Below are 23,851 nucleotides of genomic sequence, written 5' to 3'. Positions count from 1 at the left end.
CGGCAACATGAATTTGATATCAAGCCATCCGCGGCGATTGCACCGCATGACCTTTTCCCTGGACAACAAAAAACCCGCCGTAGCGGGTTTTGTCGACCGCTTCCCGGCATCCATGCCGGGCTGCCCGTCCTGGCAGCGGCGTATCGTCCGTGAGCGACCTGTGCACGTCCTGTGCAGCAGTTGTTGGACGTATCTTAGGCCGCCCTGAGGGCAACACCCAGAGCCAAAGGCTGGAAGCCGTGTAAGACATCTTCCATAGCAACTGTCCGTTCGCTCACGCCGCGTTGCTGCTACGCGAGGCTACCGTATCCCTACGGCTCAGATACGCGTCGAGCCGCACCTGCTCGGCCTCGGTAAACAGCATCTTGAGCTTGGTACGACGCCACAAGACGTCTTCGGCTGTTAGCGCCCATTCCTGATCGCGAAGATAGTCCACCTCTTTCGCGTAAAGGCCTTGCCCGAAGTGCTCGCCAAGCTGCGCCACGGAGGAAGCGCCGTCCAACATTTGCCAGCTACGCGAACCGTAGGCACTTGCCCAGCGCATCGCAGTATCCGGCGTGAGCCCTTCCACTTTTTGTACGAGCGAGCTTGCGAGCGCCTCGGCTGTAGTCATGTCTTCCCCGCCCGGCAAGGTCCCGGTCGAGGTCCAAGGGGCCTTCATGCCGGGAAAGAACGGCTTGAGTTGCTTCATGGCCGATTCGGCAAGCTTACGGTAGGTGGTCAGCTTGCCACCAAATACCGACAAGAGTGGCGCACCGGCCTCTGCCGAAAGCGACAGCGTGTAATCCCGCGTAACCGCGGAGGGATTGTCCGATTCGTCATCACAGAGTGGCCGAACGCCTGAGAACGCATGCAGCACGTCAGCTGGCGTCAGCTGTTTTCGGAAATGCGCGTTTGCAACACCAAGGACGTACCGCGTCTCTTCATCGGTAATGCTGACGTTCGCAGGATCGCCGGTGTATTCGCGGTCCGTCGTACCAACCATGGTATAGCGGCCCATGTATGGAATTGCGAAGACGATGCGACGATCCTCGTTCTGCATGATGTACGCCTGATCGCCCTCGTAGAGCTTCGGTACGATCACATGGCTGCCCTGAATGAGACGGATACCATAAGGCGACTTCTGGGCGAGGTCCTCACGAATGAACTTCGCAACCCATGGGCCAGCCGCATTGACCAGCGCCTTTGCGCGTATCGTCCGGCGGCGACCGTCGCGCCCCTCAAGCTCGACGCGCCAGGTGTCGCCCTCGCGCTTCGCACCGGTACAGGTCGTTCGGGTCAGTATCTCGGCACCACTCTCCCGCGCCTGCATGGCGTTGAGCACCACCAATCGCGCATCGTCTACCCAGCAATCGGAATATTCAAAGCCCTTGCTGATTTCAGGCTTGAGCGGGCTCGCCTGGTCGAAGCGAAGCCCTTTTGAAGGTTTCAGCGTTTTACGCTTGCCCAGATGGTCATAGAGGAACAAGCCCGCGCGTATCATCCATGCGGGACGAAGATGAGGGCGGTGAGGCAATACAAAACGCATCGGCTTGACGATATGCGGTGCCTTGGCGAGCAATACTTCACGCTCGGCAAGCGCCTCACGAACGAGCCTGAACTCGTAATGCTCCAGGTACCGCAGGCCGCCGTGGATCAGCTTGCTGCTAGCCGATGACGTATGGCTGGCCAAATCGTCGCGTTCGCACAGCAGAACACTCAAGCCACGTCCGGCCGCATCGGCTGCGATGCCGACACCGTTGATACCGCCACCTACGACGGCGATGTCGTAAACCCGCTCTTTACGATCGGAATCGCTCATGTGCCCTCCTGCCAAAACGAACATTCATATTCGATATTGAACATGCTAAGGCAGGATGATTCACGCAGCTAGCGGAAAATCTTCGTTTTCCGACAAAAAGAAAAAAATCGAACCTTTTCGAACAGCAAAGCTAGCCCGTAACTTCCAACCTGACTTCGTGGGTAGCGAGAAGCTTGATGAAGTGGGCCGAAGGCTCTTGGTCGGTGAACATCACATCGATCTGCTCAAGCGTACCGAGGCGAGTCATGGCGTTACGCCCGAATTTGCTAACGTCGGCCGCAAGGAACACCTTGCGCGCGTTTTCGATGATGGCTTGCGAGACGCGCACCTCCTGGAAATCGAAGTCCAGTAGCGTGCCGTCTTCGTCGATACCGCTGATCCCTACAAGGGCGAAATCAACCTTGAACTGCTTGATGAAATCGGCAGTGGCCTGCCCTACTACCCCACCGTCGCTGCGTACATGTCCGCCGGCGACAAGCACATCGAAGTCGTCCTTGGCACTAAGAATATTGGCCACATGCAGGTTGTTGGTGATGATCTTGAGATCGCGATGATTGAGCAGCGCGTGCGCAATCGCTTCGGTCGTCGTGCCGATGTTGATGAAGAGGGACGCTTGGTCGGGAACCTGCGCCGCAACGGCCTCGGCAATGCGCCGTTTTTCGTCACGCGCCTGGCTGGCACGCATGCTGTAGGCGGTGTTTTCGACACTGGAATCATGTGCAGCACCGCCGTGGTAGCGCCTTAGCAGACCAGCTTCGGCAAGCTGGTTGATGTCACGACGGATCGTCTGTGGAGTGACCGAAAAATGCTGGGCCAGCTCTTCGATACTGACGTAACCGCGCTCTCGTACGAGCTCGAGGGTGCTTTGCTGTCGAGGGGCCAAAGTCATGCACGCATCCTTATTGTTCATACGAACAGAGCATGCCCCACAACCGCATCCGATAAAAGCTGGATCAACTCCGCGTGCAGATGGACGAGCCCAGCAAGCGCTCGTCCACCCCAGCAAACAGATCAGTCCTCAGCGGCCCACCCCTTGGTGCGCTCGACCGCGCGCTTCCAGCCTTTATAGAGCGTATCGCGCCGGGTCGAGTCCGCCTCCGGCTCGAAAACGCGCTCGATCGTCGCCTTGCTGCGCAGCTCTTCCAGGCTGCCCCAGAACCCCGTTGCAAGGCCGGCCAGATACGCCGCGCCCAATGCTGTGGTTTCCTTCATCTCAGGGCGCTCGACAGTCGTCCCCAGCAGGTCAGCTTGGAACTGCATGAGGAAGTTATTGGCCACCGCGCCGCCATCCACCCGAAGGGAGCGCGCCCGCTCGCCCGAATCCTGCTGCATCGCATCAAGAACATCGCGCGTTTGATACGCGATTGATTCGAGCGTCGCACGAATGATGTGGTCGACTTTTACACCGCGCGTCAGGCCGAACAAGGCGCCCCGAGCATAAGGGTCCCAATAGGGCGCACCCAGCCCTGTGAAGGCCGGTACCAGATACACGCCATTGTTGTCGGGTACCTTGGTCGCGAAGTACTCGGAATCCAGCGAATCATTGATGACTTTCAATTCATCGCGCAGCCACTGAACGGTCGAGCCGCCATTGAAGATGGCGCCTTCGAGCGCATAGTTCACCTCGCCGCGCGGGCCGCAGGCGATGGTCGTCAAGAGGCCATGACTCGATTCAACGGCGTTTTCGCCCGTGTGCATGAGCAGGAAGCAGCCGGTGCCATAGGTGTTCTTGGCCTGGCCCGGCTTGACGCACATCTGCCCAAACAGTGCTGCCTGCTGATCCCCGGCGATACCCGCGATAGGAATGCCGGTGCTCTGGCCCGACCCGATGTACGCTTGCCCGTAGACCTCCGAGGAGGACCGCACTTCAGGCAGCATCTCGCGCGGAATGTCCAACGCTTCGAGCATCACTGGATCCCAATCCAGCCGATGGATATCGAACATCAGGGTGCGTGACGCGTTGGTGAAGTCGGTGACATGTACTTCGCCACGCGTCATCTTCCAGATCAACCACGTGTCGACTGTTCCGAAGAGCAACTCGCCGCGACGCGCCCGCTCACGGCTGCCTTCAACGTGGTCCAGGATCCACTTGATCTTGGTGCCTGAGAAGTAAGGGTCGATGACAAGCCCTGTGGTTTTACGCACATGCTCTTCCATGCCGTCGCGCTTGAGCTGGTCGCAAATGGACGTGCTCTGACGGCTCTGCCATACGACGGCGTTATAGATGGGGCGGCCTGTGGTCTTGTCCCATATCACGGTGGTTTCACGCTGGTTGGTGATGCCGATCGCCGCAACCTGGTCATTGGTGATCCCGGCCTGCGCCAGCGCTTCGACGAACACCCCACTCTGAGTCGCCCAGATCTCCATCGGGTCCTGCTCAACCCAGCTCGGCTGCGGATAGATCTGCGCCACTTCGCGCTGCGCGATCGTCACGACATTAGCGTCGCGATCAAGCACGATCGCGCGAGAACTCGTGGTGCCCTGATCCAGGGCAACAATGTACTGCTTATTGTTTTTAGCGGTCATGGGACTGCTCCTTAACGGGATTTTGAAACGCTGGGCTGGGATGCAGCGTGTTCAACAGACTTATCGGTATCAGACGCTTCACAGGCACCACCTCCCAGCGAAGGCAGGTGTCGGCAGATCAGTGCCTTGTAGCCGGCCGCACCGAGGCAGGCACCTACGATGGGGGCGAACATTGGAACGAGGAAATAGGGAACGTCGCGGCCACCGGTAAAGGCGATGTCGCCCCATCCGGTGAGATAGGTCATCAACTTGGGACCAAAATCGCGCGCCGGGTTCAAGGCAAAGCCTGTAAGGGGGCCGGTTGCGCTGCCAATCACAGCAATCAGCAAACCGATGAGCAACGGAGCAAGCGGACCGCGAGGCAGGCCATTGCCGTCATCTGTAAGCGCCATGATCACTGCAAGCAAGATTGCCGCGATAACCACTTCCACCAGGAACGCCTGCCCTACGGACAACGACGCATTTGGGTAAGTCGAGAAGACCGAAGCGAGCTGAAGACTTTCAACGCTGCCACGAACAATGCCATTAGCCTGTTCGTAATCGAAAAAGAGACTGTAATAGAGCGCATAAATGAGTGCAGCTCCGCAAAAAGCACCAGCGACCTGTGCCAGAACGTACGCAGGAATCTTGCGGCGCTCGAACCCACCAAACAGCCATAGGGCAATGGTAACCGCCGGGTTGAGATGCGCACCGGATACGCCTGCCGCTAGATAGACCGCCATGCTTACGCCAACACCCCAGATGACGCTGACTTCCCACAGCCCGAGGTCGGCGCCGGTAAGCGTAAGCGCGGCAACGCAGCCTGTACCGAAGAAGATGAGAAGCGCGGTGCCCAGAAATTCGGCGATGCATTGCCCTTTGAGCGTAGGAACGGATGCCTGACTCATGAGAAGCCTCTTATGGATTGTTGTAATTGTTCGATCCGACCGTAAATCAAGCCGATAGTTTTCGTATATGAAAACTTAAATTCATAAATGAATGCTGTCAAACGCGAATCGAACGGAAACGCACAAAACCATTAGCTCTGTGTGGCAAAGGGAGGGACTCGGGCAATCAATGAAGAATGGACGCTCGCGTACCGGACGACTGCGAGCGCCTCAATCGCCTATTCGCCAGCCCGACGTAATGGGGTAGCGGCGGTCTCGCCCAAAGCCGCGCTCGGTGATACGGGGACCAACGGCTGCCTGGCGTCGCTTGTACTCATTGAGGTCAACCAGGCGGATGACCTTGCGAACGACCTCATGATCGAAGCCGCGGGAAACGATTGCGTCTGCGGACAGATCATGCTCGATGTACAAACGCAGAATCTCGTCGAGTACGGGATACGGCGGAAGCGAATCTTCATCTTTCTGATCCGGTGACAGCTCGGCTGACGGCGGCCTGTCGATCACACGCTGCGGGATCACGGCGCCCAGACTGTTTCGGTACTCGCACAACTTGAACACAAGGGTCTTCGGCACATCCTTCAGCACATCAAAGCCACCCGCCATATCGCCATAGAGCGTCGCGTAGCCCACCGCCATCTCGCTCTTGTTCCCCGTTGTCAGCACGAGGTAGCGCTTCTTGTTCGAGATCGCCATGAGCAGCGTGCCACGACAGCGCGCCTGTAGATTCTCTTCGGTGGTATCGGCCGGCAGGCCTCCGAAGACAGGTGCCAGCGTGGCCTGGAACGCTTCGACCATCGGCGCGATCGGCAGCACGCTGTAGGCGACGCCCAGCGAATCGGCTTCTTCCTTTGCATCGTCCTGGCTCATCTGCGCCGTGTAGTGATACGGCATCATTACAGCCTCGACCCGGTCAGCACCCAACGCGTCCACGGCGACCGCCAGCGTGAGCGCCGAGTCAATTCCGCCAGACAAACCAAGCACGACACCCTGGAAGCCGTTCTTCGCAACATAGTCGCGCACGCTCAGCACCAGCGCGTCATAAACGCTTGCCTCGACACCTGCGACGCCCGCAAGCGCAGCTTCGACCGGTGTGACCCCTGAGGCAGAAACGTCAAAGTCGGCAACGTGCAGGCCTTCTTCATAGGCGGGCGCCCGCTGGGTCACGCGACCATCTGAATCGACCACGAAACTGCTGCCGTCGAAGACCAATTCGTCCTGCCCACCTACCTGGTTCACATACACAATCGGCATGCCACCCTCGCGGGCACGAGTCGCAAGCAGCGCCTCGCGCTCCGCCTGTTTGCCCCGATGGAACGGCGAGGCATTAAGGCTAAGCATGAGTTGGGCACCGGCGATGCGCGCCTGGCTCATGGGCTCAGCGAACCAGATGTCCTCGCAAATCGTCACGGCCGTAGACACGCCTTCGATGTCGATTACGCAGGGACGGCCGCCCGGCTCGAAATAGCGTTTTTCGTCAAAGACGCGGTAATTCGGAAGTTGCTGCTTGTAGTAACGCGCCTGCAACTCGCCGTTGCCGATGATTCCACAGGCGTTGTAGCGAACGTCGCCTTCCATCCAGGGAAAGCCCACGATCAGGTAGATCCCGCTGACCGCTTCACGCAGGCGCTGCAATGCGCCTTCGATGCGCGTCTGCATGCTCGAACGAAGCAGCAGGTCCTCGGGCGGGTAGCCGCAAAGCGTCAATTCGGGAAACAGGATGACCTGCGCGCCATGCTCATCGCGCGCGCGCACGGCGGAAGCGATGACCTTCTCGACATTTCCGTGTACATCGCCGACCCGCATGTTCAGCTGGGCCATCGCGACCCGAAGACGTTGGCTCATCACTACTCCTCTACCCCTACGACAAACCGCTCGACACGCCCGAGGCATGCGCTGCGGAACGGGCGCGCTATTCTCACGCAAGGAACGTGACGCGTACAGCGGACCGCCCTGTGAACCGTGCGAAACCTTGGCTACACTGCGACCTCTTCAATGGACGAGGCCGCCATGGTACGCCTGCTTTTCTGGATAGCCGTCATCACCGTAGGAATCTGGCTGTGGCGCCGATACAAACGCGCCAGCGAGGCACGCCAACAACCTCGCGAACCGGATACGCCGGCCCCGATGGTTCGATGCAGCACCTGTGGCATTCACGTGCCGGAGCGGCAGGCGCTCACGCAGGACGGCCAGTGGTATTGCAGTCATGCCCACGTGCCCAAGCCAGAGTCGAACAGTGGCCAGTAGCCCTGACGCCACCGCGCCGCAGACGAACCATGCGCTGCGGGTCCTGCGGCTTTACCATCTCTATCGGCTGACCGTAGGTCTGGCGCTGGTTGTGCTGACCACGACAGAGCTGGACCGCAACCTCATGGATGAGGCCCAGCAGTCGCTCTACCGGTATGTCAGCTGGGCCTATGTAGTCATCAACCTGTTTCTCGCCATTCTCATTCGGCGGCCCCAGAACCGGCGCGAAATATTGGGCGTGGCGGTATTTGATGTCGCGCTGCTGTTGATGCTGTTCTTCGCCGCCAACGGCGCCGGAAGCGGGCTCGGAAACTTCGTCGTCGTCTCGGTCGCGATCGCCAACACCCTCCTTCGACGACAAGCCGGATTTTCGGTCGCCGTCACCGCTGCGGTCGGCATGCTGGCCGTGACGGCCTATCTGAGCTTCGTTTACCCCGAGCATCCAGCCCTATTCGTCCAGACGTTCTTTTTAGGCGCCCTTGGGCTGGCCCTGGCGGCCCTGATGCAGGCCATCACAAGGCGGCTGCGCATCAGCGAGCAACTCGCCGAACAACGCGCCAACGATCTGGCCGACCTCCAGGCACTGAACGCATTGATCATCGAGCGCATGCGAACAGGCGTTCTGGTGCTCGACCAGCACACTCAGATTCTCCTGGCCAACCAACACGCCCGGATCGCGCTCGGAAGCGATCAACTGGAGGGCCGGCGCATCGACACGCTATTCCCATCGCTCCTTGAACAACTCGAGCGCTGGAAGCAGAACCCGTCGCTACGCCAGAGCAACGTCAGCGCGCCCGCGGCAGGGCTCACGCTGCAACCGGCATTCATTGCACTGCAGAACAGCGGTGATGATCAGACCCTGGTCTTCCTCGAGGATGCCGCACGTGTGACGCAGCAGGCGCAGCAGATGAAGCTCGCCTCGCTCGGCAGGCTGACTGCAAGCATCGCCCACGAGATCCGTAACCCGCTCGGCGCGATCAGCCATGCGGCACAGCTGCTTCAGGAATCGGATGCCCTCGATTCCGCCGACCGCCGCCTGACCCAGATCATCCAGGAGCATTCGCGCCGGATGAACGTGATTATCGAAGACATTCTGCAGCTGTCCCGGCGGCGAGAGTCACGGCCGCAACTGGTCGACCTGAAGTACTGGCTCCATCGATATGTGCTCGAATTCAAGGAAACTGCCGCGGACGATCAGATTTTGCACATTCGGGTTGATGGTTCAGGACTGCTAACCCGCATGGACGCGAACCAGTTAACGCAGGTGGTGACGAATTTGGTCCAAAATGGCCTGCGCTACAGCAAGCAGAAGCATGGCCGTGGCCAAGTGTGGCTACGCTTGTACCGTAATGCGATCAGCGAGCTGCCCGTATTGGACGTGATAGATGATGGTCCAGGCGTCGCCGAGAAACAGCTGATCAATCTGTTCGAGCCCTTCTATACCACCGAAAGCGAAGGCAACGGCCTCGGCCTCTATATCTCCAGAGAGCTGTGCGAGAGCAATCAGGCACGCCTTGATCACCAACCGCGCGAAGAGGGAGGCACCTGCTTCCGCATCACATTCGCCCACCCACAGAAACTGAGTGAACAATGACCGCCTCCCGACAGAGAGCCCTGATCGTCGACGACGAGCCCGATATTCGAGAATTGCTGGAAATTACCCTCGGGCGGATGAAGCTGGACACGCGCAGCGCCCGGAACGTCAAGGAAGCACGCGAATGGCTCGCTCGGGAAAGCTTTGACCTGTGCCTTACGGACATGCGACTGCCCGACGGCAGCGGCATGGACCTCGTACAGTTCATCCAACAGCGTTACCCAATGGTTCCAGTCGCCATGATCACGGCCTACGGCAGCATGGATACTGCCGTGAATGCGCTCAAGGCCGGCGCGTTCGACTTCGTCACCAAGCCCGTTGAGCTGCCTCGACTGCGGGAGCTGGTAGCCACTGCCCTGCGACTCAAGGCCGGTAACGGCGAGAGCGGCCAGGTGGATACCCGGCTGCTGGGCAAGTCGCCCCCCATGGAAACCCTACGCAAGCAGATCACCAAGCTTTCGCGTAGTCAGGCCCCCGTCTACATCAGTGGTGAATCCGGTAGCGGCAAGGAGCTGGTCGCTCGACTGATCCATGAGCAAGGTCCCCGCAGCGAACACCCCTTCGTGCCGGTGAACTGCGGCGCGATTCCATCAGAGCTGATGGAGAGCGAGTTCTTTGGACATCGCAAAGGCAGCTTTACGGGCGCAATGGAAGACAAGCAGGGTCTATTCCAGGCTGCCAATGGCGGAACACTTTTCTTGGACGAAGTGGCCGACCTGCCCTTGCCCATGCAAGTAAAGCTGCTCCGCGCTATTCAGGAAAAGGCTGTCCGCGCCGTAGGTGGTCAGCAGGAAGTGTCTGTCGATGTGCGTATCCTTTGCGCCACCCACAAGGACCTTGCCGGCGAAGTCGCCGCAGGCCGCTTCCGCCAGGACCTCTACTATCGATTGAACGTCATCGAGCTTCGCGTGCCCCCGCTGCGTGAACGTCGCGAAGACATTTTGCTATTGGCCGAGCACATGCTGAAGCGGCTCGCCGAAAGCGGCTCGGAAGCTGCCCGACTTGACCCAGGCGCGCAGGAGAAGCTGAAAAATTACCGCTTCCCCGGCAACGTGCGTGAACTCGAGAACATGCTCGAGCGGGCCTATACCCTCTGCGAGAACGATCTGATTTGCGCAAATGACCTGCGCCTGGTCGAAGCGCGCCCCGCCGAGCAGGCTGGAGAGGTGGGACTGGCAAACATCGACAATCTGGAGGACTACCTCGAAGAGCTTGAACGTAAACTGATCGTCCAGGCACTTGAGGAGACACGCTGGAACCGCACTGCCGCCGCAGAGCGACTCGGTTTGTCCTTCCGGTCGATGCGCTATCGCTTGAAGAAGCTGGGTATCGACTGATACCCAGCGGTGCCTGTTCAACCGTGGAAGACGTTACGCCTTGGCAAACGCGTACCGGCTAGACGCAGCGTCGCAACACGGGGCAGGCATCTAGCTAGCAGCACTCAACGCAGCGCTACGCCAAGCTCCTTAAGCCTATCGACCGCTACCTGAAGGTCGGCGGCTAGTCGAGCGAAGCGATCCTCATCCTGTCCTCAGACGGCCTGTATGGGGCCGGATCGATGATGGGCATGCTGTCTGTCATGAGGTCGGCCAATAGTTGGCAGGATGCGGGCGCCAGCACCAGTCCATTCCGATAGTGCCCGCAGTTCAGCCACAGCCCTTCGTAACCGAACACCTCACCGATGAACGGAACCCCGCCTGGTGAACCGGGCCGCAATCCGGCCCAGTGCCCTACTCTTGGATAATCCTTCAGCCCTGGCAGCAATTCGAACGCTGACGCCTCCAGGCTCTGGAGCGCTTCGGCTGTCGGCGTTTTATCGAACTGTGCATGCTCCAACGTACTGCCAATCAGTACGTGTCCATCTCGGCGAGGGATGGCATATCGACTACGCGCAAGCACCATCGTCGGCAGGAATGTTGGATCGCATTTGTACAGGATCATCTGGCCTTTTACAGGCGCCACAGGCAACGTGATGCCAAGGTCCGCCAGCAAAGATCCACTCCACGCACCCGCTGCAATGACAACGCGACCAGCATCAACCCGGCCTTCGCCTGTGTTCACGCCTGTGACGCGTCCCGACGTCAGTGCGAGCCCCTCCACAGCCTGGCGCTCCTGCACCGTCACCCGTGGGTGCGCTTCCAGCGCCCCGCGTAGCGCCTGTGCTAATCGAGGATTTCGAACGTTCGCAATTCCAGGACGATACATCGCCCGGCTGAACCCTGCGCCGAGAGGGGGTACGGCTGCGTAGACATCGTCGATTGCCACGGACTTTAGCGGCGCCCCTTCCCGATCTGCCCACCCCAACGCGGCCTCTTCGTCGTCCATGTCCAGCCAATAGAGTCCGGTCTCGAACACCTCCGGGTCGACGCCTGTCTCGCGAGCTAGCGTTTGCCCCAGGCCAGGGTAGAAATCCTGAGACCAATTGGCCAGGGCCGTGACAGCCCGACCATAACGCCATGGATACAGGGGCGAAACGATGCCTCCCCCTGCCCAAGACGCCTCCTTTCCCAGTACGCCCCGCTCGATGATGGACACACGCTGGCCGGTTTCAGCCAGGCGCAACGCGGACAACATGCCAATTACACCGCCCCCAACAACGACCACGTCCGCAAACACAAAAGGCTCCTTGGTTTTAGGTCACAAAGCGATATCAGTGCCTTTGACTCTATCGTCGGTAGAGCCAATAAAGGCAACGGCATCGCAAAACAACGTTTCTAGTTCAGTGCAAAAGGAGTTGCACCGTGAAGCATTCCAGTCAGAGAGGCTTTACGCTGGCAGAGTTAATGGTCACGGTCGCGCTCGTGAGCATCCTGGCAAGCTTCGCCCTCCCCGCTGTGGGCGAGTTTACTGCGCGCAACCAAAGAGATGCACTTAGGGACGCCTTGTCTGCTAGCCTGATCGCCACACGCACCACGGCGATCATCCAAGGCTATTGGGTGGAAATCTGTGGCTCCAGCGATGGTGAAAACTGCGATCATGAGTGGTCGGCTGGCTGGATAGTACGCTCAAGTCAAGGCATCGAGCATCGTTACAGCACCAATAATGCCGGGGCGCTCAGTTGGCGCGGGGTGAGGCGTACAATCAAATACCTCCCGAACGGTACGACGGAAATCGGCAATGGTCGATTCACCTTCTGCCCGCGCCACTCTACCGTGGAGGGGTGGCAATTCGTAGTCAACCGGCAAGGCCGCATTCGAAGCGAAGCCCTGACGCAAAGTCAGCGGGAGCCACAGCGTTGTGAGAGCTGATTCACTAACCCAAACACGGCGATACCAGTCATACGTGCTCATGCACCGGCTATCTACCGCCCCGCGACAACATGGATACGACGGCCGATCATTCGAGCTGAAAGATTGGGGATGACAACGAATGATGAATAGGCGCTCCGCATCGGGCTTCACCATAGTGGAACTGATGATTGTCGTCTTTCTGCTCGGTATCGTGGCAGCCATTGCCATTCCGGGCTTCACGCAACTGATCAACAACAATCGCGCGCAATCGGCGGCGAATGAATTAGCTTCCCTGCTGCAGTTCACACGTACGTCTGCCCTGACCCACCGCATGACCATAACTGCCTGCTACGCCAGCAAGGACCGCGTATGGTCCGTGCGCAGAAGCTGTGACGACAATGGCGCACTTCGCACGCTCGAATTGCCAGCAGGCGTGAATTCTGCTGTAGCGAAAGATGAAATTGCCTTTCGCTACAACGGCAGCGTTGCTAGTCAGGACATCGTACTGTGCCATGGGAGCGATGCAGCAAACGGCTACACATTGCATCTCCTGCCAACTGGGATGGTGCAACTGCCACCGCGTGGGAAAACTCCGGACGACAAGGACATGGCGAAGTGCAGCCTGTGAGCAGCAACATACGTAAATCCCAGAGTGGCTTCAGCATGATCGAAGTCCTGATTACGCTCGTACTCATCAGTATCGGCGTGCTGGGCATGGTCGCGCTTCAGGGGCGAACCATCCAGTACACCCAGGACGCTACGCAACGCAACGTCGCCGCCAGCTTGGCCAACGATCTCGTGGAACTCATGCGAGCGCGCCCGGAGGGGCTTCCAGAGAGTTCTGGGTTCTACAAAGCCAAGGGCGCTGCGTTCCCGGCGAGGCCTGCCAGCTGCATGCCCCTGCCCAGCGAAACCGAGGAGCAGCTTGGCTGTTGGGCAGCGAAGGTCCAGCAGTCGCTACCTGGGGTCACAGACCTGATGACGAGCGACTTCTACATATGCCGATCCAAGACCCGTGGAACATGCACGGCTGACGGGAATGCAATCGAAATCCGTATCGCCTGGACGGCAAGGTCTGGCGAGTGCGCGGAAGCCTCAAGCAGCGAAGGCAGCACGTGCAGCTACGTTCTGAGGAGCCAACTATAATCATGTACCGACTCAAGCAATCAGGCCTATCGCTTGTCGAGCTACTGGTAGCCCTTGCGATAAGCAGCTTCCTAATCTTGGGCGTAACGCAGCTGTATATCGATAACAAACGCAGTTACGTGTTTCAGCAACATCAGGCCCAAAACACCGAATCGGGCCGTTACGCCCTGCTTATCTTCCAACACGAGCTTGCAAAGGCAGGTTATCGCCGTCGGCCAGATGAGTCATTGGAAACGGTATTTCCAGGCTCCAATGCGCTATGCGAATTTACGCCTGGCCAAGTTATAAAAGACGATAGCAATGAAGACGGGCCAGCGGTATGCATCCGCTTTCAGCCGCGTACGGCCAATGACCTCGATTGCCTCGGGAATACAGTAACTGACACAGCTGAACTGGATAAGCCCTACACCAGCGGTAAGGAACTTGTTGTCCAGCGGCTATTCGTCGAAGAAGGCATGTTGAAGTGCAGGGCAGTTCATACTGACGCGAAAGGCGCCCAGAAACAGGCCTACTCCAAGGCAGACCTGACGGACGGCATCGCTGACCTTCGCCTGGAATTTGGCGTTGGCGGCGCGGGCGACAGCCGATCCATATCTGAATACGTCGTCGAACCCGAAGGGAAGCCAGTACTTGCGGTTCGCTACACCGCCTTGCTCGGCAGCGGCGTACAGATGAGAGACGGAGTGACTTTCGATGATGCTATTGCTCAATGGCGCACGCTAACTGCCGCCTCCGACGAAGACATTGAAAAGCTGGGACCAGATAAAGGTCAGCTCTATCACGTCGTCCAGAACACCATTGCCTTGAGGAACCTGCTGCCATGAGGTGCCCTACCTTTCCTGCGCGCCAATCAGGCGCTGCCTTGTTCATCGCACTGGTCATGCTGTTGGTTATCACGCTGCTGGCCGTTTCGAGCGCACGGGAGGTCACACTGGAGTATCGAATGACAGGAGACTTCCTGGAACAGCAGAGGCTGCTGAACGCTGCGGAATCTGGGCTTCGGGAGGGTGAATACGCCCTATCAGCTCCCGCCAAGCCGCTAAACGCAACCACCAGCTGCGGCACTAACGTTTGCCTTCTAGACCAGAAGCCGACCTATGCACAGAACTTCGGAAAAAGCGTTAAGTACGGCACCGCAACAAACACCGAGTTACCAGAGCAGTCGTCGGTTCGATGGTACGCGGTCCCCACGCCCTCGGGAGAAGAGATAGGCGAAGCCGAAAACCCTGAGTACGGCAACATGATGCAGGGCATCGGAACCTTCCGCTACGAAATCAATAGCGAAGCCCGCAACACGCAGACTGGCGAAGTAACCCGCCTACGCTCAACCTCCGCCAAAGTGTTCAACTGACATGATCGGAACGTCTATGAAGAAAGGAATCGATCTGCGACTCGCATCGATCAGCTTTTTCGCTACGGCTCTGTTTGCCTTTTCTGCAGACATTGCTCAGGCATCTTTGTTGAACATTAGCCAAAAGCCGTTGGTGCTGTCGGACAGTGTTGCACCGAATCTGATTTTAACGCTGGACGACTCCGGAAGTATGCGCTGGGCGTTCGTGCCTGACGGTATCAGTGGGCTTTGGGATACGCGCCGGGCCAAGTCTGCCGCTTTCAACCCTATGTATTACGACCCGACGGTCACTTATCAAGTCCCAATAAAATACAACAATGACGGCAGCAGTGCTACGCCACCATATAGCACCTCTTTTACCCAAGCGTGGAACAACGGATTTTTGCCCAGTCACAATACCGGGTCACTTGACCTCTCTTGGGATTACAAGGTTTCCTGGACTTATTCTCCTTCCGGCGGGATTGGGAATACCTACGGCCACTACGGAGCAAACGTTCGACTCGCTATCAATCCAGAGGCAGATTTTCTACTAATTTCCCGGAATACAGGTAACAACCTGGAGAGCAAAGGAATCCGCTATTCCATCACCGGCAATACGCGAAATTGCTATGCAAGCGTTCCAGGGTTTCCTAACGCAGACTGCGTTTACCGCAATAATCGCTATGAAGTTGATCTAACGCGCAAAGGAGTACCTGCATATTACTATAGGTATCGCAATGAAGTAGCGGGATGCAGGACAGACAATGATGACTGCTACACGCTGGTCTTCGTCTCGTCGACCTCCGGCGTGAACCGTAGTGATGATCCATCTGCTGGCATTGATGAGCGGCAGAACTTCGCTAATTGGTATTCCTTTTATCGAAATCGGGCATTAGCTACCATAAGCGCTGCTAACCTCTCGTTCAGCAACCTGCCGCCTGCTATCCGCGTGACATGGCAAACTCTGAATACTTGCACAACCCTTCAGTCTCTCAGCGGAAATGCGGAGTGCGGCTCCAACTTTCTTAGCCCATTCACCGCTTCTCAGAAAGGCGCATTCTTCAACTGGCTTCCTAGTATATTCTTCAACTCGGGGACGCCACTTCATTCCGCGATGCAGCGTGCAGGGGATTTCCTATCAGAAAACGATGCTGCGTGGCGTGAAAATCCTAGAGGGAATAGCGGACCGAGCTACAGCTGCAGGCCAAGCTATCACGTATTGATGACGGACGGGATGTGGAACAATAACACGAGTCGAAACGGTAACGTCGACGGTACATCGTCGCGCCTCGGAGACGGAAGTACGTATACGCCACGCCCGCCATTCCAAGACAACCAGTCGAATACGCTTGCAGATCTTGCGTTCAAATATTGGGCCACCGATTTGCGCCTAGATCTTGCTAACAACATGAAGCCAGTTATTACCGTACCTAGTACCGACGCCACCGTACGTTACTGGAACCCTCGCAACAATCCTGCCACCTGGCAACATATGGTCAATTACACCATTGGCCTTGGACTTGGTGCATCACTCACTCGAAATGATATTCCCTGGACAGGCGAGACCTACGGGGGACCGGGCTACGAAGCGCTTCGCAACGGCACCGTTCAATGGCCCGCCGTTGGTAACGACAACCCTAATAATGTCTATGACCTTTGGCACGCTGCTGTTAACTCTCGTGGAGAGTTCTTCAACGGCGATAGCCCAGACAAAGTCGTCGACGCGTTCAACCAAATCCTTAACAGGATCGGTAACTACACAACATCTGCAAGTCGGCCTGCGGTCACTGCGTCCGTCGTATCAAATGAAACAAGCCGGGAAGTTTACGAGACCGAGTTTTCAAGCGCTGATTGGAGTGGCGATCTCAAGCGTTACAACGTCGACAGTCAGGGGGCACGTACGCTGGTATGGAGCGCCAAATCCTTGCTCACCGCATCACGCAATGTGCGTATGGCCAACGCGGCGGGTAATGGCTTTCAGGATTTCAGCTGGGACAATCTGACTAGCGAACAGAAGGCAATGCTGAACATAAATCCCCAGAGCCTGAACGGTACGAGTGATGGCCGCGGTCAAGCGCGCGTAGGGTACATTCGGGGCTCACGAGACAGTGAGGGAACGGGCCCAAGCGATTTCCGCGTCCGTAGCAGCGTCCTGGGCGACATCGTTAATTCATCGCCCGTCGTAGTCAAAGATGCGCAATACGTACCTTATCTCGCTGACCGCATTGACGGGGCAAGTGGTACCTACGCCGAATTTGCACAACGCATGCGGTCCCGGACTCCAGTTGTATACGTGGGTGCCAACGACGGAATGTTGCACGGCTTCAACGCAGAGACGGGTCGCGAGACGCTTGCCTTCATTCCGACCGCTGTGCTTCCCAACCTGAACCGCCTCACCGGCCAGAATTACCAATCCGGCGGGCATCGGTTCTACGTTGATGGAACGCCCGTCGTATCCGATGTGTATTTCAACAATGCTTGGCGGACAGTATTGATCGGCACTTTGCGTGGCGGTGGAAAGTCCTTGTTCGCTCTGGACATCACGGACCCAGCAAACGTCAAACTGCTATGGGAATTCAGCCATCCGGACATGGGCTATACCTTTCCAACACCCTCTGTCGCACGCCTGAACAACGGCAAGTGGGCTGTGATTACTGGAAATGGTTATGGCAACCAGAACGGCACTGCACCGGACAAAGCGGCATTGTTCGTTCTGGACGTCGCGACTGGCGCTCAGCTCACGGCTAACGCGACGCCGATAGTTGTCAGCGGTGACACAACCAAGGCAAACGGCTTATCAAGTGTGCGCCTGGCCGACAACAATAGTGATGGCATTGCAGATTACGCCTACGCAGGCGACCTGCAGGGCAATCTCTGGCGATTTGACCTGTTCGCTGCCACAGCGACCAATACGGATACAACGCAAGGTGGTACCACCACCGATCCGTTCGCAAGTGCTGGGCGCGGTATTTCAGTCTCGTATGGCGGTAAGCCCCTTTTCACAGCGAAGGATGCGGCAGGTAATCCTCAGGCCATTACGGCGGCGCCATCCTTGGTCCGCCACCCAACACGCCTTGGCTATCTCGTTATCTTTGGCACCGGAAAATACTTCGAAGATAGCGACGGAAGTGTCGATACCACGCGCGTGCACAGCCTTTATGGAATCTGGGATCGTCAGACCGCCGGTCAGCGCACTACCAGCCCTCCGACAATCACCCGTACTAATCTACTTGAGCAAACGATAAACGCTCAAAGAGATGCGTCCTTCAGCGACAACAATGCACAGATTCGCACGATCAGCCAGAATCTCGCGGTCTGGTACAAGACAGGCGCTACCGGAACGGAAAATAGTGATGTTCTGAACTGGGGCTGGCGAATGGATCTGGCAGTGAATGGCCAACCGGCCGGCGAAATGATGATCAATCCGCTATCCGTCAGAGGTGAAACGGTCCTCTTCAACACCCTTACACCCAACGACGATCCGTGTCAGGACGGGGTCGAGGGTTGGCTATACGGGATCAACCCTACATCGGGAGCCAGGACTACATTCAGTGTTTTCGACCTGAACGGGAACGGCGAAGTCGACTCGAATGACACATATGAAGGGAACGTTGTGTCTGGCAACCGCCTGGATTCCGCCGGCGGCTTCACATTGAATGGCGATATCGTGTTCAGCACCGGCGAAAGCATGCGGGTGAACTTTGGCCCTACTTCCAATGGCCGCCAGACGTGGCAGTTGATCCCTTGCGACGAGGATGATGAGGAAAACGGATGTCTACCCGAGCCCAAATGAGCAAAGGATTTACGCTGATCGAGCTGCTGATCGTAGTTGCGGTAATAGGGGTGTTGGCCGCGATCGCCTACCCGAGCTATCAACAGTACGTGTTGCGTAGCAATCGGACCGAGGGCATGGCGATGCTAAGTGACTTGGCTGCACGCCAGGAGCGCCATTTTGCGCAAACCCGAACGTATGTCACCGCAACGGCAAAACTGAATAGCCTGGGTATTCAGGCAACAGGCGATGCATTCGTATCCGGTACGGGCAAATACCGGTTGGAAGCGAGCAAGGCGGATGGCGACGGCGGTTACACGCTAACTGCTAAGCCGCAGGGCGCGCAGACCAATGATACGAAGTGTGGGGATCTGACGCTGGATGCGAATGGCACCCGGGGAGCCAGCGGCTCTGCGGGGGTCAGCGAGTGCTGGCGATAATCCAGCACTCGCTACGTTGGGCTACGAGACCTGCTTCACTCGCAATTCCTTGGGCATCGAAAAGGTGATGTTCTCGGGGCGTCCATCGAGTTCTTCTGCGCCGGTCGCGCCCCATTCGCGCAATTGCGAGATCACTTCTCGAACCAGAACGTCCGGTGCCGAAGCGCCGGCCGTGACACCAATGGTCGTCACGCCTTCGAACCACCCTTTCTTCAGGTCCTCTGCCCCGTCGATAAGGTAGGCAGGGGTGCCCAAACGCTCTGCAAGCTCACGCAGGCGATTGGAGTTTGAGCTGTTAGGGCTGCCGACCACCAGCACCACATCCGACTCGCTTGCGAGCTGTTTGACCGCATCCTGGCGGTTTTGCGTGGCGTAGCAGATATCGTCCTTCCGCGGGCCACCAATGCTGGGGAATTTCTCCCTAAGTGCATCGATTACCTTGCTGGTGTCGTCCATGGAAAGCGTCGTCTGGGTTACGAACGCCAGGTTCTCTGGATTCCGTACGCTGAGGGCGCGTACATCCTGTTCATCCTCGACGAGGTAGATTGCGCCCCCATTGGCCGTATCGTACTGACCCATGGTGCCCTCCACCTCCGGGTGCCCCTCGTGACCAATGAGAATGCACTCGCGGCCATCACGGCTGTAACGCGTGACCTCCATGTGCACCTTGGTGACCAACGGGCAGGTGGCGTCAAAAACCTTCAGCCCGCGCCTATCTGCTTCCTTGCGGACGGCCTGGGAGACGCCATGGGCGCTGAAGATGACAATGGTGTCGTCTGGCACCTGATCGAGCTCTTCGACAAAGACCGCGCCGCGTGAGCGGAGGTCTTCCACGACAAATTTGTTATGCACGACCTCGTGGCGGACATATATCGGTGGATGGAAGACTTCCAGCGCGCGGTTGACGATTTCAATCGCGCGGTCGACGCCTGCACAGAAGCCACGAGGATTGGCGAGTTTGATCTGCATGGGGTACCTGGCGATGGCGCCACTGGCGCCTCTGAATATAGGCGACGGGCCGCGCCTGAGGGCAGCCCGGAAAGACGTCGGGCTGCACTCAGGAGAGCGCGCGGACCTCGATGATTTCCACGTCGAACGTCAGTGTCTTACCCGCCAAGGGGTGATTGAAGTCGATGGTGACCTGATTATCGTCGAACTGTTTGACGATACCGGGCAACTCGGTGTTCGCTGCATCATTGAAGATGATCAGCAATCCTTCGGACAACTCCATCCCTTCGAACTGGTTGCGGGGCATGACCTGAACGTTCTGCACGTTTGGCTGACCGAACCCCTGCTCCGGCTCGACACGCAAGGTACGCTTGTCACCGCCCTTGAGGCCGAACAGCGCTTGTTCAAAGCCAGGCAGAAGGCTGCCGTCGCCGACCTTGAAGGTGGCAGGCTGCTTCTCGAACGTACTGTCGACAACGTCGCCGTTCTCCAGTCTGAGGGCGAAATGCAGGGTAACCTGCCGATCAGCTCCGATACGCATTTCAGTCATGGGCGGGCTCTCCGGACTTCTTGCTCTTGAACATATCCAGCGCAAGCATGATCGCGCCTACGGTGATGGCACTATCCGCCAAGTTGAAGGCAGGAAAGTGCCAGCGGTTTTGCCAGTGGACGAGGATGAAGTCGATTACATGACCGAGCAGCATCCGATCGATCAGGTTGCCCAGGGCACCGCCCAGAATGAGCGCGAGCCCGATGGCCAGCCATGTTTCATCCGCCTTCAAACGCTTCAGCCAGACCACGAGCACGACACTCACTCCGATCGCGATCAGTGCGAACAACCAGCGCTGCCAACCGGACTCGTTTGCAAGGAAGCTGAACGCCGCGCCCGTGTTATAGGCAAGCGTCCAGCTGAAGAGATCCGGAATCACCTCTATCTGTTGATAGAGGCGTAACGTGCCCTCGAAGTAGAACTTCGTGATTTGATCGAGCACGAATACGACAATACTCAGCCAGACCCACGACAGTTTGCCGAAGCGCGTATTCATGCGGCCGCTCCAGCAATCATCCTCGTAATACCGAAGGCATCACGCATGGTGGCGCTCCTCGCCCGTGCCGTAGACGTTACTGACGCAGCGTCCACAGATCTCAGCATGCTTTGGATCGATCCCTACGTCCCCACGGTGGTGCCAGCAACGTGCGCATTTCGCGTGCCCGGATTTAACCACCAGCACTTTCAAGCCAGATAGTTCGGTTGCCACCGCTTCCGCAGGCGCTTCGGAAAGCGGCTTGACGCCCGCCTGAGAGGCAATGAGCACGAAACGCAGCTCCTCGCCCAAGCGCTGAACCGTGCTCAGTAGCGCCTCATCGGCGTACAGCGTGATTTCCGCTTGGAGGTTGCCGCCGATGGCCTTGGCGGCGCGCTTGGCTTCGAGCTCTTTATTCACAGCCGCTTTGACGGCCATGATGCGCTCCCAGAATGCGCGGCCCAGCTCCGCGTTTTCCGGCAGCTCGGTCAGTCGGTCGTACCACGTGTTGAGCATGACGGATTCGTTGCGCGCACCCGGCAGGTATTGCCAGATCTCATCGGCCGTGAACGACAGTACCGGAGCGATCCAGCGCACCAGCGCCTCCGCGATGTGGTACATGGCCGTTTGGCAGGAGCGACGCGGAATGCTGTCAGCGCCGAGGGTGTATTGACGATCCTTGATGATGTCGAGGTAGAAGCCACCCAACTCCTGTACGCAGAAGTTGTGGACCTTCTGATACACCACCCAGAACCGGTATTCGTCATACGCCTGCTCGATCTCGCGCTGGAGAAGCAGGGCGCGGTCTACAGCCCAGCGGTCCAGATCGAGCATCTGCTCAGCGGGCAACGCGTGCTGAGCCGGGTCGAAACCGCTGAGGTTCGACAGAAGGAAGCGTGCCGTGTTGCGGATGCGGCGGTATGCATCTGCGCTGCGCTGGAGAATCTGATCGGAGACCGCCATCTCACCGGAATAATCGGTGGAGGCCACCCAAAGGCGCAGGATGTCGGCACCCAACGTATCGTTGACCTTCTGTGGCGCGATCGTATTGCCAAGGGACTTCGACATCTTGCGACCATTCTCATCGACGGTGAAACCGTGCGTGAGCAATGCCTTGTAAGGCGCATGGCCGTCGATCGCGCAGCCGGTCAGCAACGACGAATGGAACCAGCCTCGGTGCTGGTCGGAACCTTCAAGGTACAGATCCGCGCGCGGGCCTTCCGCATGGCCAAGCGGATGGGATCCGCGCAGGACGTGCCAGTGCGTCGTGCCGGAATCGAACCATACATCCAGCGTATCGGTTGTCTTGTCGTATTGACTCGCTTCGGCGCCAAGCAACTCAGCCGCGTCCAGCTTGAACCAGCCTTCGATACCTTCTTGCTCAACCCTTTTCGCAACCTCTTCCATCAGTTCGACGGTACGCGGGTGGAGCTCGCCGCTTTCCTTGTGAAGGAAGAAGGGAATCGGCACGCCCCAATTACGCTGGCGCGAGATACACCAGTCCGGGCGACCTTCGATCATGTTGTGCAGGCGCGCTTTCCCCCAGGCGGGAACGAACTGCGTCTGCTCGACGCCCTTGAGTGCGCGCTGGCGCAGTGTCTCGCCTTCTACAGGTTGCTTGTCCATGCCAACGAACCACTGGGCAGTGGCGCGATAGATCAGTGGCGTCTTGTGGCGCCAGCAGTGCATGTAACTGTGAGTGATTTTCTCACTGGTGAGCAGACAGCCGACCTCGTCCAGTTTGGAAACGATTGCTGGGCCGGCTTTCCAGATGAACTGGCCACCAAAGAAAGGCAGCGACTCGACATAGACGCCATTACTTTGAACAGGAGTCAGAATGTCATCGTTGACCATTCCGTACCGCTTGCAGCTCTGGAAGTCATCTTCGCCATAGGCGGGAGCCGAATGCACGATGCCGGTACCCGCGCCAAGCTCGACATAGTCCGCCAAGTAAATGGGCGAACGGCGGTCATAGAACGGATGGTTGCACTCGAGCAGCTCGAGCGAGGCTCCCGTAGTGGTCGCCACGGCCTCGCCCTGCAGCCCGTAACGCTGCAGGCAGGATTCGATCAACTCACTTGCAATGACAAGGTAACGGCTCCCCGTATCGACGAGCGCGTATTCGAACTCCGGGTGGACGTTCAAGGCCTGGTTAGCAGGGATGGTCCAGGGCGTCGTAGTCCAGATAGCGATGGCGGCGGGCTTTTCCAGCGACTCCAGCCCGAATGCCTGCGCCAGCTTCTGCGTGTCTGCTACTGGGAACGCCACGTCGATCGCGTTGGATTCCTTGTCCTGATACTCAACCTCCGCCTCGGCCAACGCAGAGCCGCAATCGAAGCACCAGTTGACCGGCTTGAGGCCCTTGAAGACATAGCCGCCTTCTACCAACTTGGCCAAGGCACGGATTTCGCCTGCCTCGTTGGCAAAGTTCATGGTCTTGTAGGGGTTGCTCCAATCACCGAGCACCCCCAGGCGAATGAAGTCGGCCTTCTGAAGCTCGATCTGCTCGCTGGCATACGCGCGGCTCAGCTCGCGAACCTTGTCCGCTGGCAGATTTTTGCCGTGGGTCGTCTCGACTTTGTGCTCGATCGGCAAGCCGTGGCAATCCCAACCCGGGACATAAGGCGCATCGAACCCCAACAGGGTACGCGAGCGCACAATCATGTCCTTCAGGATCTTGTTGAGTGCATGGCCGATGTGAATCACGCCGTTCGCATAGGGCGGGCCATCGTGAAGAATGAACTTGGGACGACCCTCACCGATTGCGCGCAACTTGCCGTAGAGATCAATACTGTCCCAGCGCTGCAGCGTCTGCGGCTCGCGCGTTGGCAAGCCGGCCTTCATCGGAAATGCCGTCTCCGGCAGATTGAGGGTCGCTTTGTAGTCGGTCATCTTCGTCCAGGCTCGT

Annotated in this window: 20 protein-coding genes; 10 read left to right on the top strand and 10 right to left on the bottom strand. The window is 58.1% G+C overall.

What is annotated here, in order from left to right; translation table 11 throughout:
• Window positions 1-274 precede the first annotated feature (274 nt).
• From glpD to ACY8D3_RS01405, 5 genes are all read right to left on the bottom strand, one after another.
• Complete coding sequence (glpD, locus tag ACY8D3_RS01425; protein ID WP_462381223.1) at window positions 275-1,801, bottom strand: glycerol-3-phosphate dehydrogenase; 1,527 nt, start codon at window positions 1,799-1,801, stop codon at window positions 275-277.
• Window positions 1,802-1,931: 130 nt separating this feature from the next.
• A complete protein-coding gene (locus ACY8D3_RS01420) occupies window positions 1,932-2,690 on the bottom strand; it encodes a DeoR/GlpR family transcriptional regulator (protein WP_462381221.1) in 759 nt (252 codons plus the stop codon).
• Window positions 2,691-2,812: 122 nt separating this feature from the next.
• On the bottom strand, window positions 2,813-4,327 hold the full coding sequence (gene glpK / locus ACY8D3_RS01415; RefSeq protein ID WP_462381219.1) for a glycerol kinase GlpK: 1,515 nt from the start codon (window positions 4,325-4,327) through the stop codon (window positions 2,813-2,815).
• An 11-nt stretch (window positions 4,328-4,338) separates the two neighbouring features.
• On the bottom strand, window positions 4,339-5,214 hold the full coding sequence (locus ACY8D3_RS01410; protein WP_462381217.1) for an MIP/aquaporin family protein: 876 nt from the start codon (window positions 5,212-5,214) through the stop codon (window positions 4,339-4,341).
• 210 nt (window positions 5,215-5,424) lie between these two features.
• Window positions 5,425-7,056, bottom strand: a complete 1,632-nt coding sequence (locus tag ACY8D3_RS01405) for an NAD+ synthase (RefSeq protein ID WP_462381215.1) — start codon at window positions 7,054-7,056, stop codon at window positions 5,425-5,427.
• A gap of 165 nt (window positions 7,057-7,221) precedes the next feature.
• Between ACY8D3_RS01405 and ACY8D3_RS01400 the strand changes: the two genes are divergently transcribed.
• The 3 genes from ACY8D3_RS01400 to ACY8D3_RS01390 are packed head-to-tail and all read left to right on the top strand — an operon-like array spanning window position 7,222 to window position 10,389.
• Window positions 7,222-7,458, top strand: coding sequence for a PP0621 family protein (locus ACY8D3_RS01400; RefSeq protein WP_462381214.1), 237 nt, complete (start codon window positions 7,222-7,224; stop codon window positions 7,456-7,458).
• On the top strand, window positions 7,448-9,052 hold the full coding sequence (locus ACY8D3_RS01395; protein WP_462381212.1) for a sensor histidine kinase: 1,605 nt from the start codon (window positions 7,448-7,450) through the stop codon (window positions 9,050-9,052). The genes ACY8D3_RS01400 and ACY8D3_RS01395 overlap by 11 nt, the downstream gene beginning before the upstream one ends.
• Window positions 9,049-10,389, top strand: coding sequence for a sigma-54-dependent transcriptional regulator (locus tag ACY8D3_RS01390; RefSeq protein WP_462381210.1), 1,341 nt, complete (start codon window positions 9,049-9,051; stop codon window positions 10,387-10,389). Before ACY8D3_RS01395 ends, ACY8D3_RS01390 begins: the two co-directional genes overlap by 4 nt.
• Before the next feature lie 163 nt (window positions 10,390-10,552).
• On the opposite strand, the gene ACY8D3_RS01385 is transcribed toward ACY8D3_RS01390, so the two are convergent.
• Window positions 10,553-11,668 (bottom strand): NAD(P)/FAD-dependent oxidoreductase, encoded by a 1,116-nt coding sequence (locus tag ACY8D3_RS01385; protein WP_462381209.1) that lies wholly within the window; start codon window positions 11,666-11,668, stop codon window positions 10,553-10,555.
• 125 nt (window positions 11,669-11,793) lie between these two features.
• Between ACY8D3_RS01385 and ACY8D3_RS01380 the strand changes: the two genes are divergently transcribed.
• From ACY8D3_RS01380 to ACY8D3_RS01350, 7 genes are all read left to right on the top strand, one after another.
• Window positions 11,794-12,300 carry a GspH/FimT family pseudopilin gene (locus tag ACY8D3_RS01380; protein ID WP_462381208.1) on the top strand — a complete coding sequence of 169 codons (507 nt, stop codon included), beginning with the start codon at window positions 11,794-11,796 and terminating at the stop codon, window positions 12,298-12,300.
• A gap of 124 nt (window positions 12,301-12,424) precedes the next feature.
• Window positions 12,425-12,910, top strand: coding sequence for a GspH/FimT family pseudopilin (locus ACY8D3_RS01375; protein ID WP_462381206.1), 486 nt, complete (start codon window positions 12,425-12,427; stop codon window positions 12,908-12,910).
• A gap of 35 nt (window positions 12,911-12,945) precedes the next feature.
• Window positions 12,946-13,428, top strand: a complete 483-nt coding sequence (gene pilV, locus ACY8D3_RS01370; RefSeq protein WP_462384176.1) for a type IV pilus modification protein PilV — start codon at window positions 12,946-12,948, stop codon at window positions 13,426-13,428.
• Window positions 13,429-13,430: 2 nt separating this feature from the next.
• Window positions 13,431-14,252 (top strand): PilW family protein, encoded by an 822-nt coding sequence (locus ACY8D3_RS01365; RefSeq protein ID WP_462381204.1) that lies wholly within the window; start codon window positions 13,431-13,433, stop codon window positions 14,250-14,252.
• Between the two features lie 38 nt (window positions 14,253-14,290).
• Window positions 14,291-14,779, top strand: coding sequence for a pilus assembly PilX family protein (locus ACY8D3_RS01360; RefSeq protein WP_462381202.1), 489 nt, complete (start codon window positions 14,291-14,293; stop codon window positions 14,777-14,779).
• A 16-nt stretch (window positions 14,780-14,795) separates the two neighbouring features.
• Window positions 14,796-18,551 (top strand): pilus assembly protein, encoded by a 3,756-nt coding sequence (locus ACY8D3_RS01355; RefSeq protein WP_462381200.1) that lies wholly within the window; start codon window positions 14,796-14,798, stop codon window positions 18,549-18,551.
• Complete coding sequence (locus tag ACY8D3_RS01350; protein WP_462381198.1) at window positions 18,548-18,970, top strand: type IV pilin protein; 423 nt, start codon at window positions 18,548-18,550, stop codon at window positions 18,968-18,970. The genes ACY8D3_RS01355 and ACY8D3_RS01350 overlap by 4 nt, the downstream gene beginning before the upstream one ends.
• A 21-nt stretch (window positions 18,971-18,991) precedes the next feature.
• Here the strand turns inward: ACY8D3_RS01350 and ispH are convergent, their stop codons facing one another.
• From ispH to ileS, 4 genes are all read right to left on the bottom strand, one after another.
• Window positions 18,992-19,939, bottom strand: coding sequence for a 4-hydroxy-3-methylbut-2-enyl diphosphate reductase (gene ispH, locus ACY8D3_RS01345; RefSeq protein WP_462381196.1), 948 nt, complete (start codon window positions 19,937-19,939; stop codon window positions 18,992-18,994).
• Between the two features lie 88 nt (window positions 19,940-20,027).
• Window positions 20,028-20,468: an FKBP-type peptidyl-prolyl cis-trans isomerase gene (fkpB, locus tag ACY8D3_RS01340; RefSeq protein WP_462381194.1), complete on the bottom strand. Its 441-nt coding sequence runs from the start codon at window positions 20,466-20,468 to the stop codon at window positions 20,028-20,030.
• Window positions 20,461-20,964, bottom strand: coding sequence for a signal peptidase II (lspA, locus tag ACY8D3_RS01335; RefSeq protein WP_462381193.1), 504 nt, complete (start codon window positions 20,962-20,964; stop codon window positions 20,461-20,463). Before lspA ends, fkpB begins: the two co-directional genes overlap by 8 nt.
• 39 nt (window positions 20,965-21,003) lie before the next feature.
• Window positions 21,004-23,835, bottom strand: coding sequence for an isoleucine--tRNA ligase (ileS, locus tag ACY8D3_RS01330; protein ID WP_462381192.1), 2,832 nt, complete (start codon window positions 23,833-23,835; stop codon window positions 21,004-21,006).
• Window positions 23,836-23,851: the final 16 nt, after the last annotated feature.

The sequence above is a fragment of the Pseudomonas sp. Marseille-QA0892 genome (genome assembly GCF_054950135.1).
Note: the sequence above shows the minus strand (reverse complement) of the source record. Positions and strands in the feature narration are given on the sequence as shown.

What these genes read in the sequence shown, in the direction of transcription:
- glpD (WP_462381223.1), bottom strand. Translation starts at nt 1,801, where the DNA reads ATGAGCGATTCCGATCGTAAAGAGCGGGTTTACGACATCGCCGTCGTA.
- ACY8D3_RS01420 (WP_462381221.1), bottom strand. Translation starts at nt 2,690, where the DNA reads ATGACTTTGGCCCCTCGACAGCAAAGCACCCTCGAGCTCGTACGAGAG.
- glpK (WP_462381219.1), bottom strand. Translation starts at nt 4,327, where the DNA reads ATGACCGCTAAAAACAATAAGCAGTACATTGTTGCCCTGGATCAGGGC.
- ACY8D3_RS01410 (WP_462381217.1), bottom strand. Translation starts at nt 5,214, where the DNA reads ATGAGTCAGGCATCCGTTCCTACGCTCAAAGGGCAATGCATCGCCGAA.
- ACY8D3_RS01405 (WP_462381215.1), bottom strand. Translation starts at nt 7,056, where the DNA reads ATGAGCCAACGTCTTCGGGTCGCGATGGCCCAGCTGAACATGCGGGTC.
- ACY8D3_RS01400 (WP_462381214.1), top strand. Translation starts at nt 7,222, where the DNA reads ATGGTACGCCTGCTTTTCTGGATAGCCGTCATCACCGTAGGAATCTGG.
- ACY8D3_RS01390 (WP_462381210.1), top strand. Translation starts at nt 9,049, where the DNA reads ATGACCGCCTCCCGACAGAGAGCCCTGATCGTCGACGACGAGCCCGAT.
- ACY8D3_RS01375 (WP_462381206.1), top strand. Translation starts at nt 12,425, where the DNA reads ATGAATAGGCGCTCCGCATCGGGCTTCACCATAGTGGAACTGATGATT.
- pilV (WP_462384176.1), top strand. Translation starts at nt 12,946, where the DNA reads ATGATCGAAGTCCTGATTACGCTCGTACTCATCAGTATCGGCGTGCTG.
- ACY8D3_RS01365 (WP_462381204.1), top strand. Translation starts at nt 13,431, where the DNA reads ATGTACCGACTCAAGCAATCAGGCCTATCGCTTGTCGAGCTACTGGTA.
- ACY8D3_RS01355 (WP_462381200.1), top strand. Translation starts at nt 14,796, where the DNA reads ATGAAGAAAGGAATCGATCTGCGACTCGCATCGATCAGCTTTTTCGCT.
- ACY8D3_RS01350 (WP_462381198.1), top strand. Translation starts at nt 18,548, where the DNA reads ATGAGCAAAGGATTTACGCTGATCGAGCTGCTGATCGTAGTTGCGGTA.
- ispH (WP_462381196.1), bottom strand. Translation starts at nt 19,939, where the DNA reads ATGCAGATCAAACTCGCCAATCCTCGTGGCTTCTGTGCAGGCGTCGAC.
- fkpB (WP_462381194.1), bottom strand. Translation starts at nt 20,468, where the DNA reads ATGACTGAAATGCGTATCGGAGCTGATCGGCAGGTTACCCTGCATTTC.
- lspA (WP_462381193.1), bottom strand. Translation starts at nt 20,964, where the DNA reads ATGAATACGCGCTTCGGCAAACTGTCGTGGGTCTGGCTGAGTATTGTC.
- ileS (WP_462381192.1), bottom strand. Translation starts at nt 23,835, where the DNA reads ATGACCGACTACAAAGCGACCCTCAATCTGCCGGAGACGGCATTTCCG.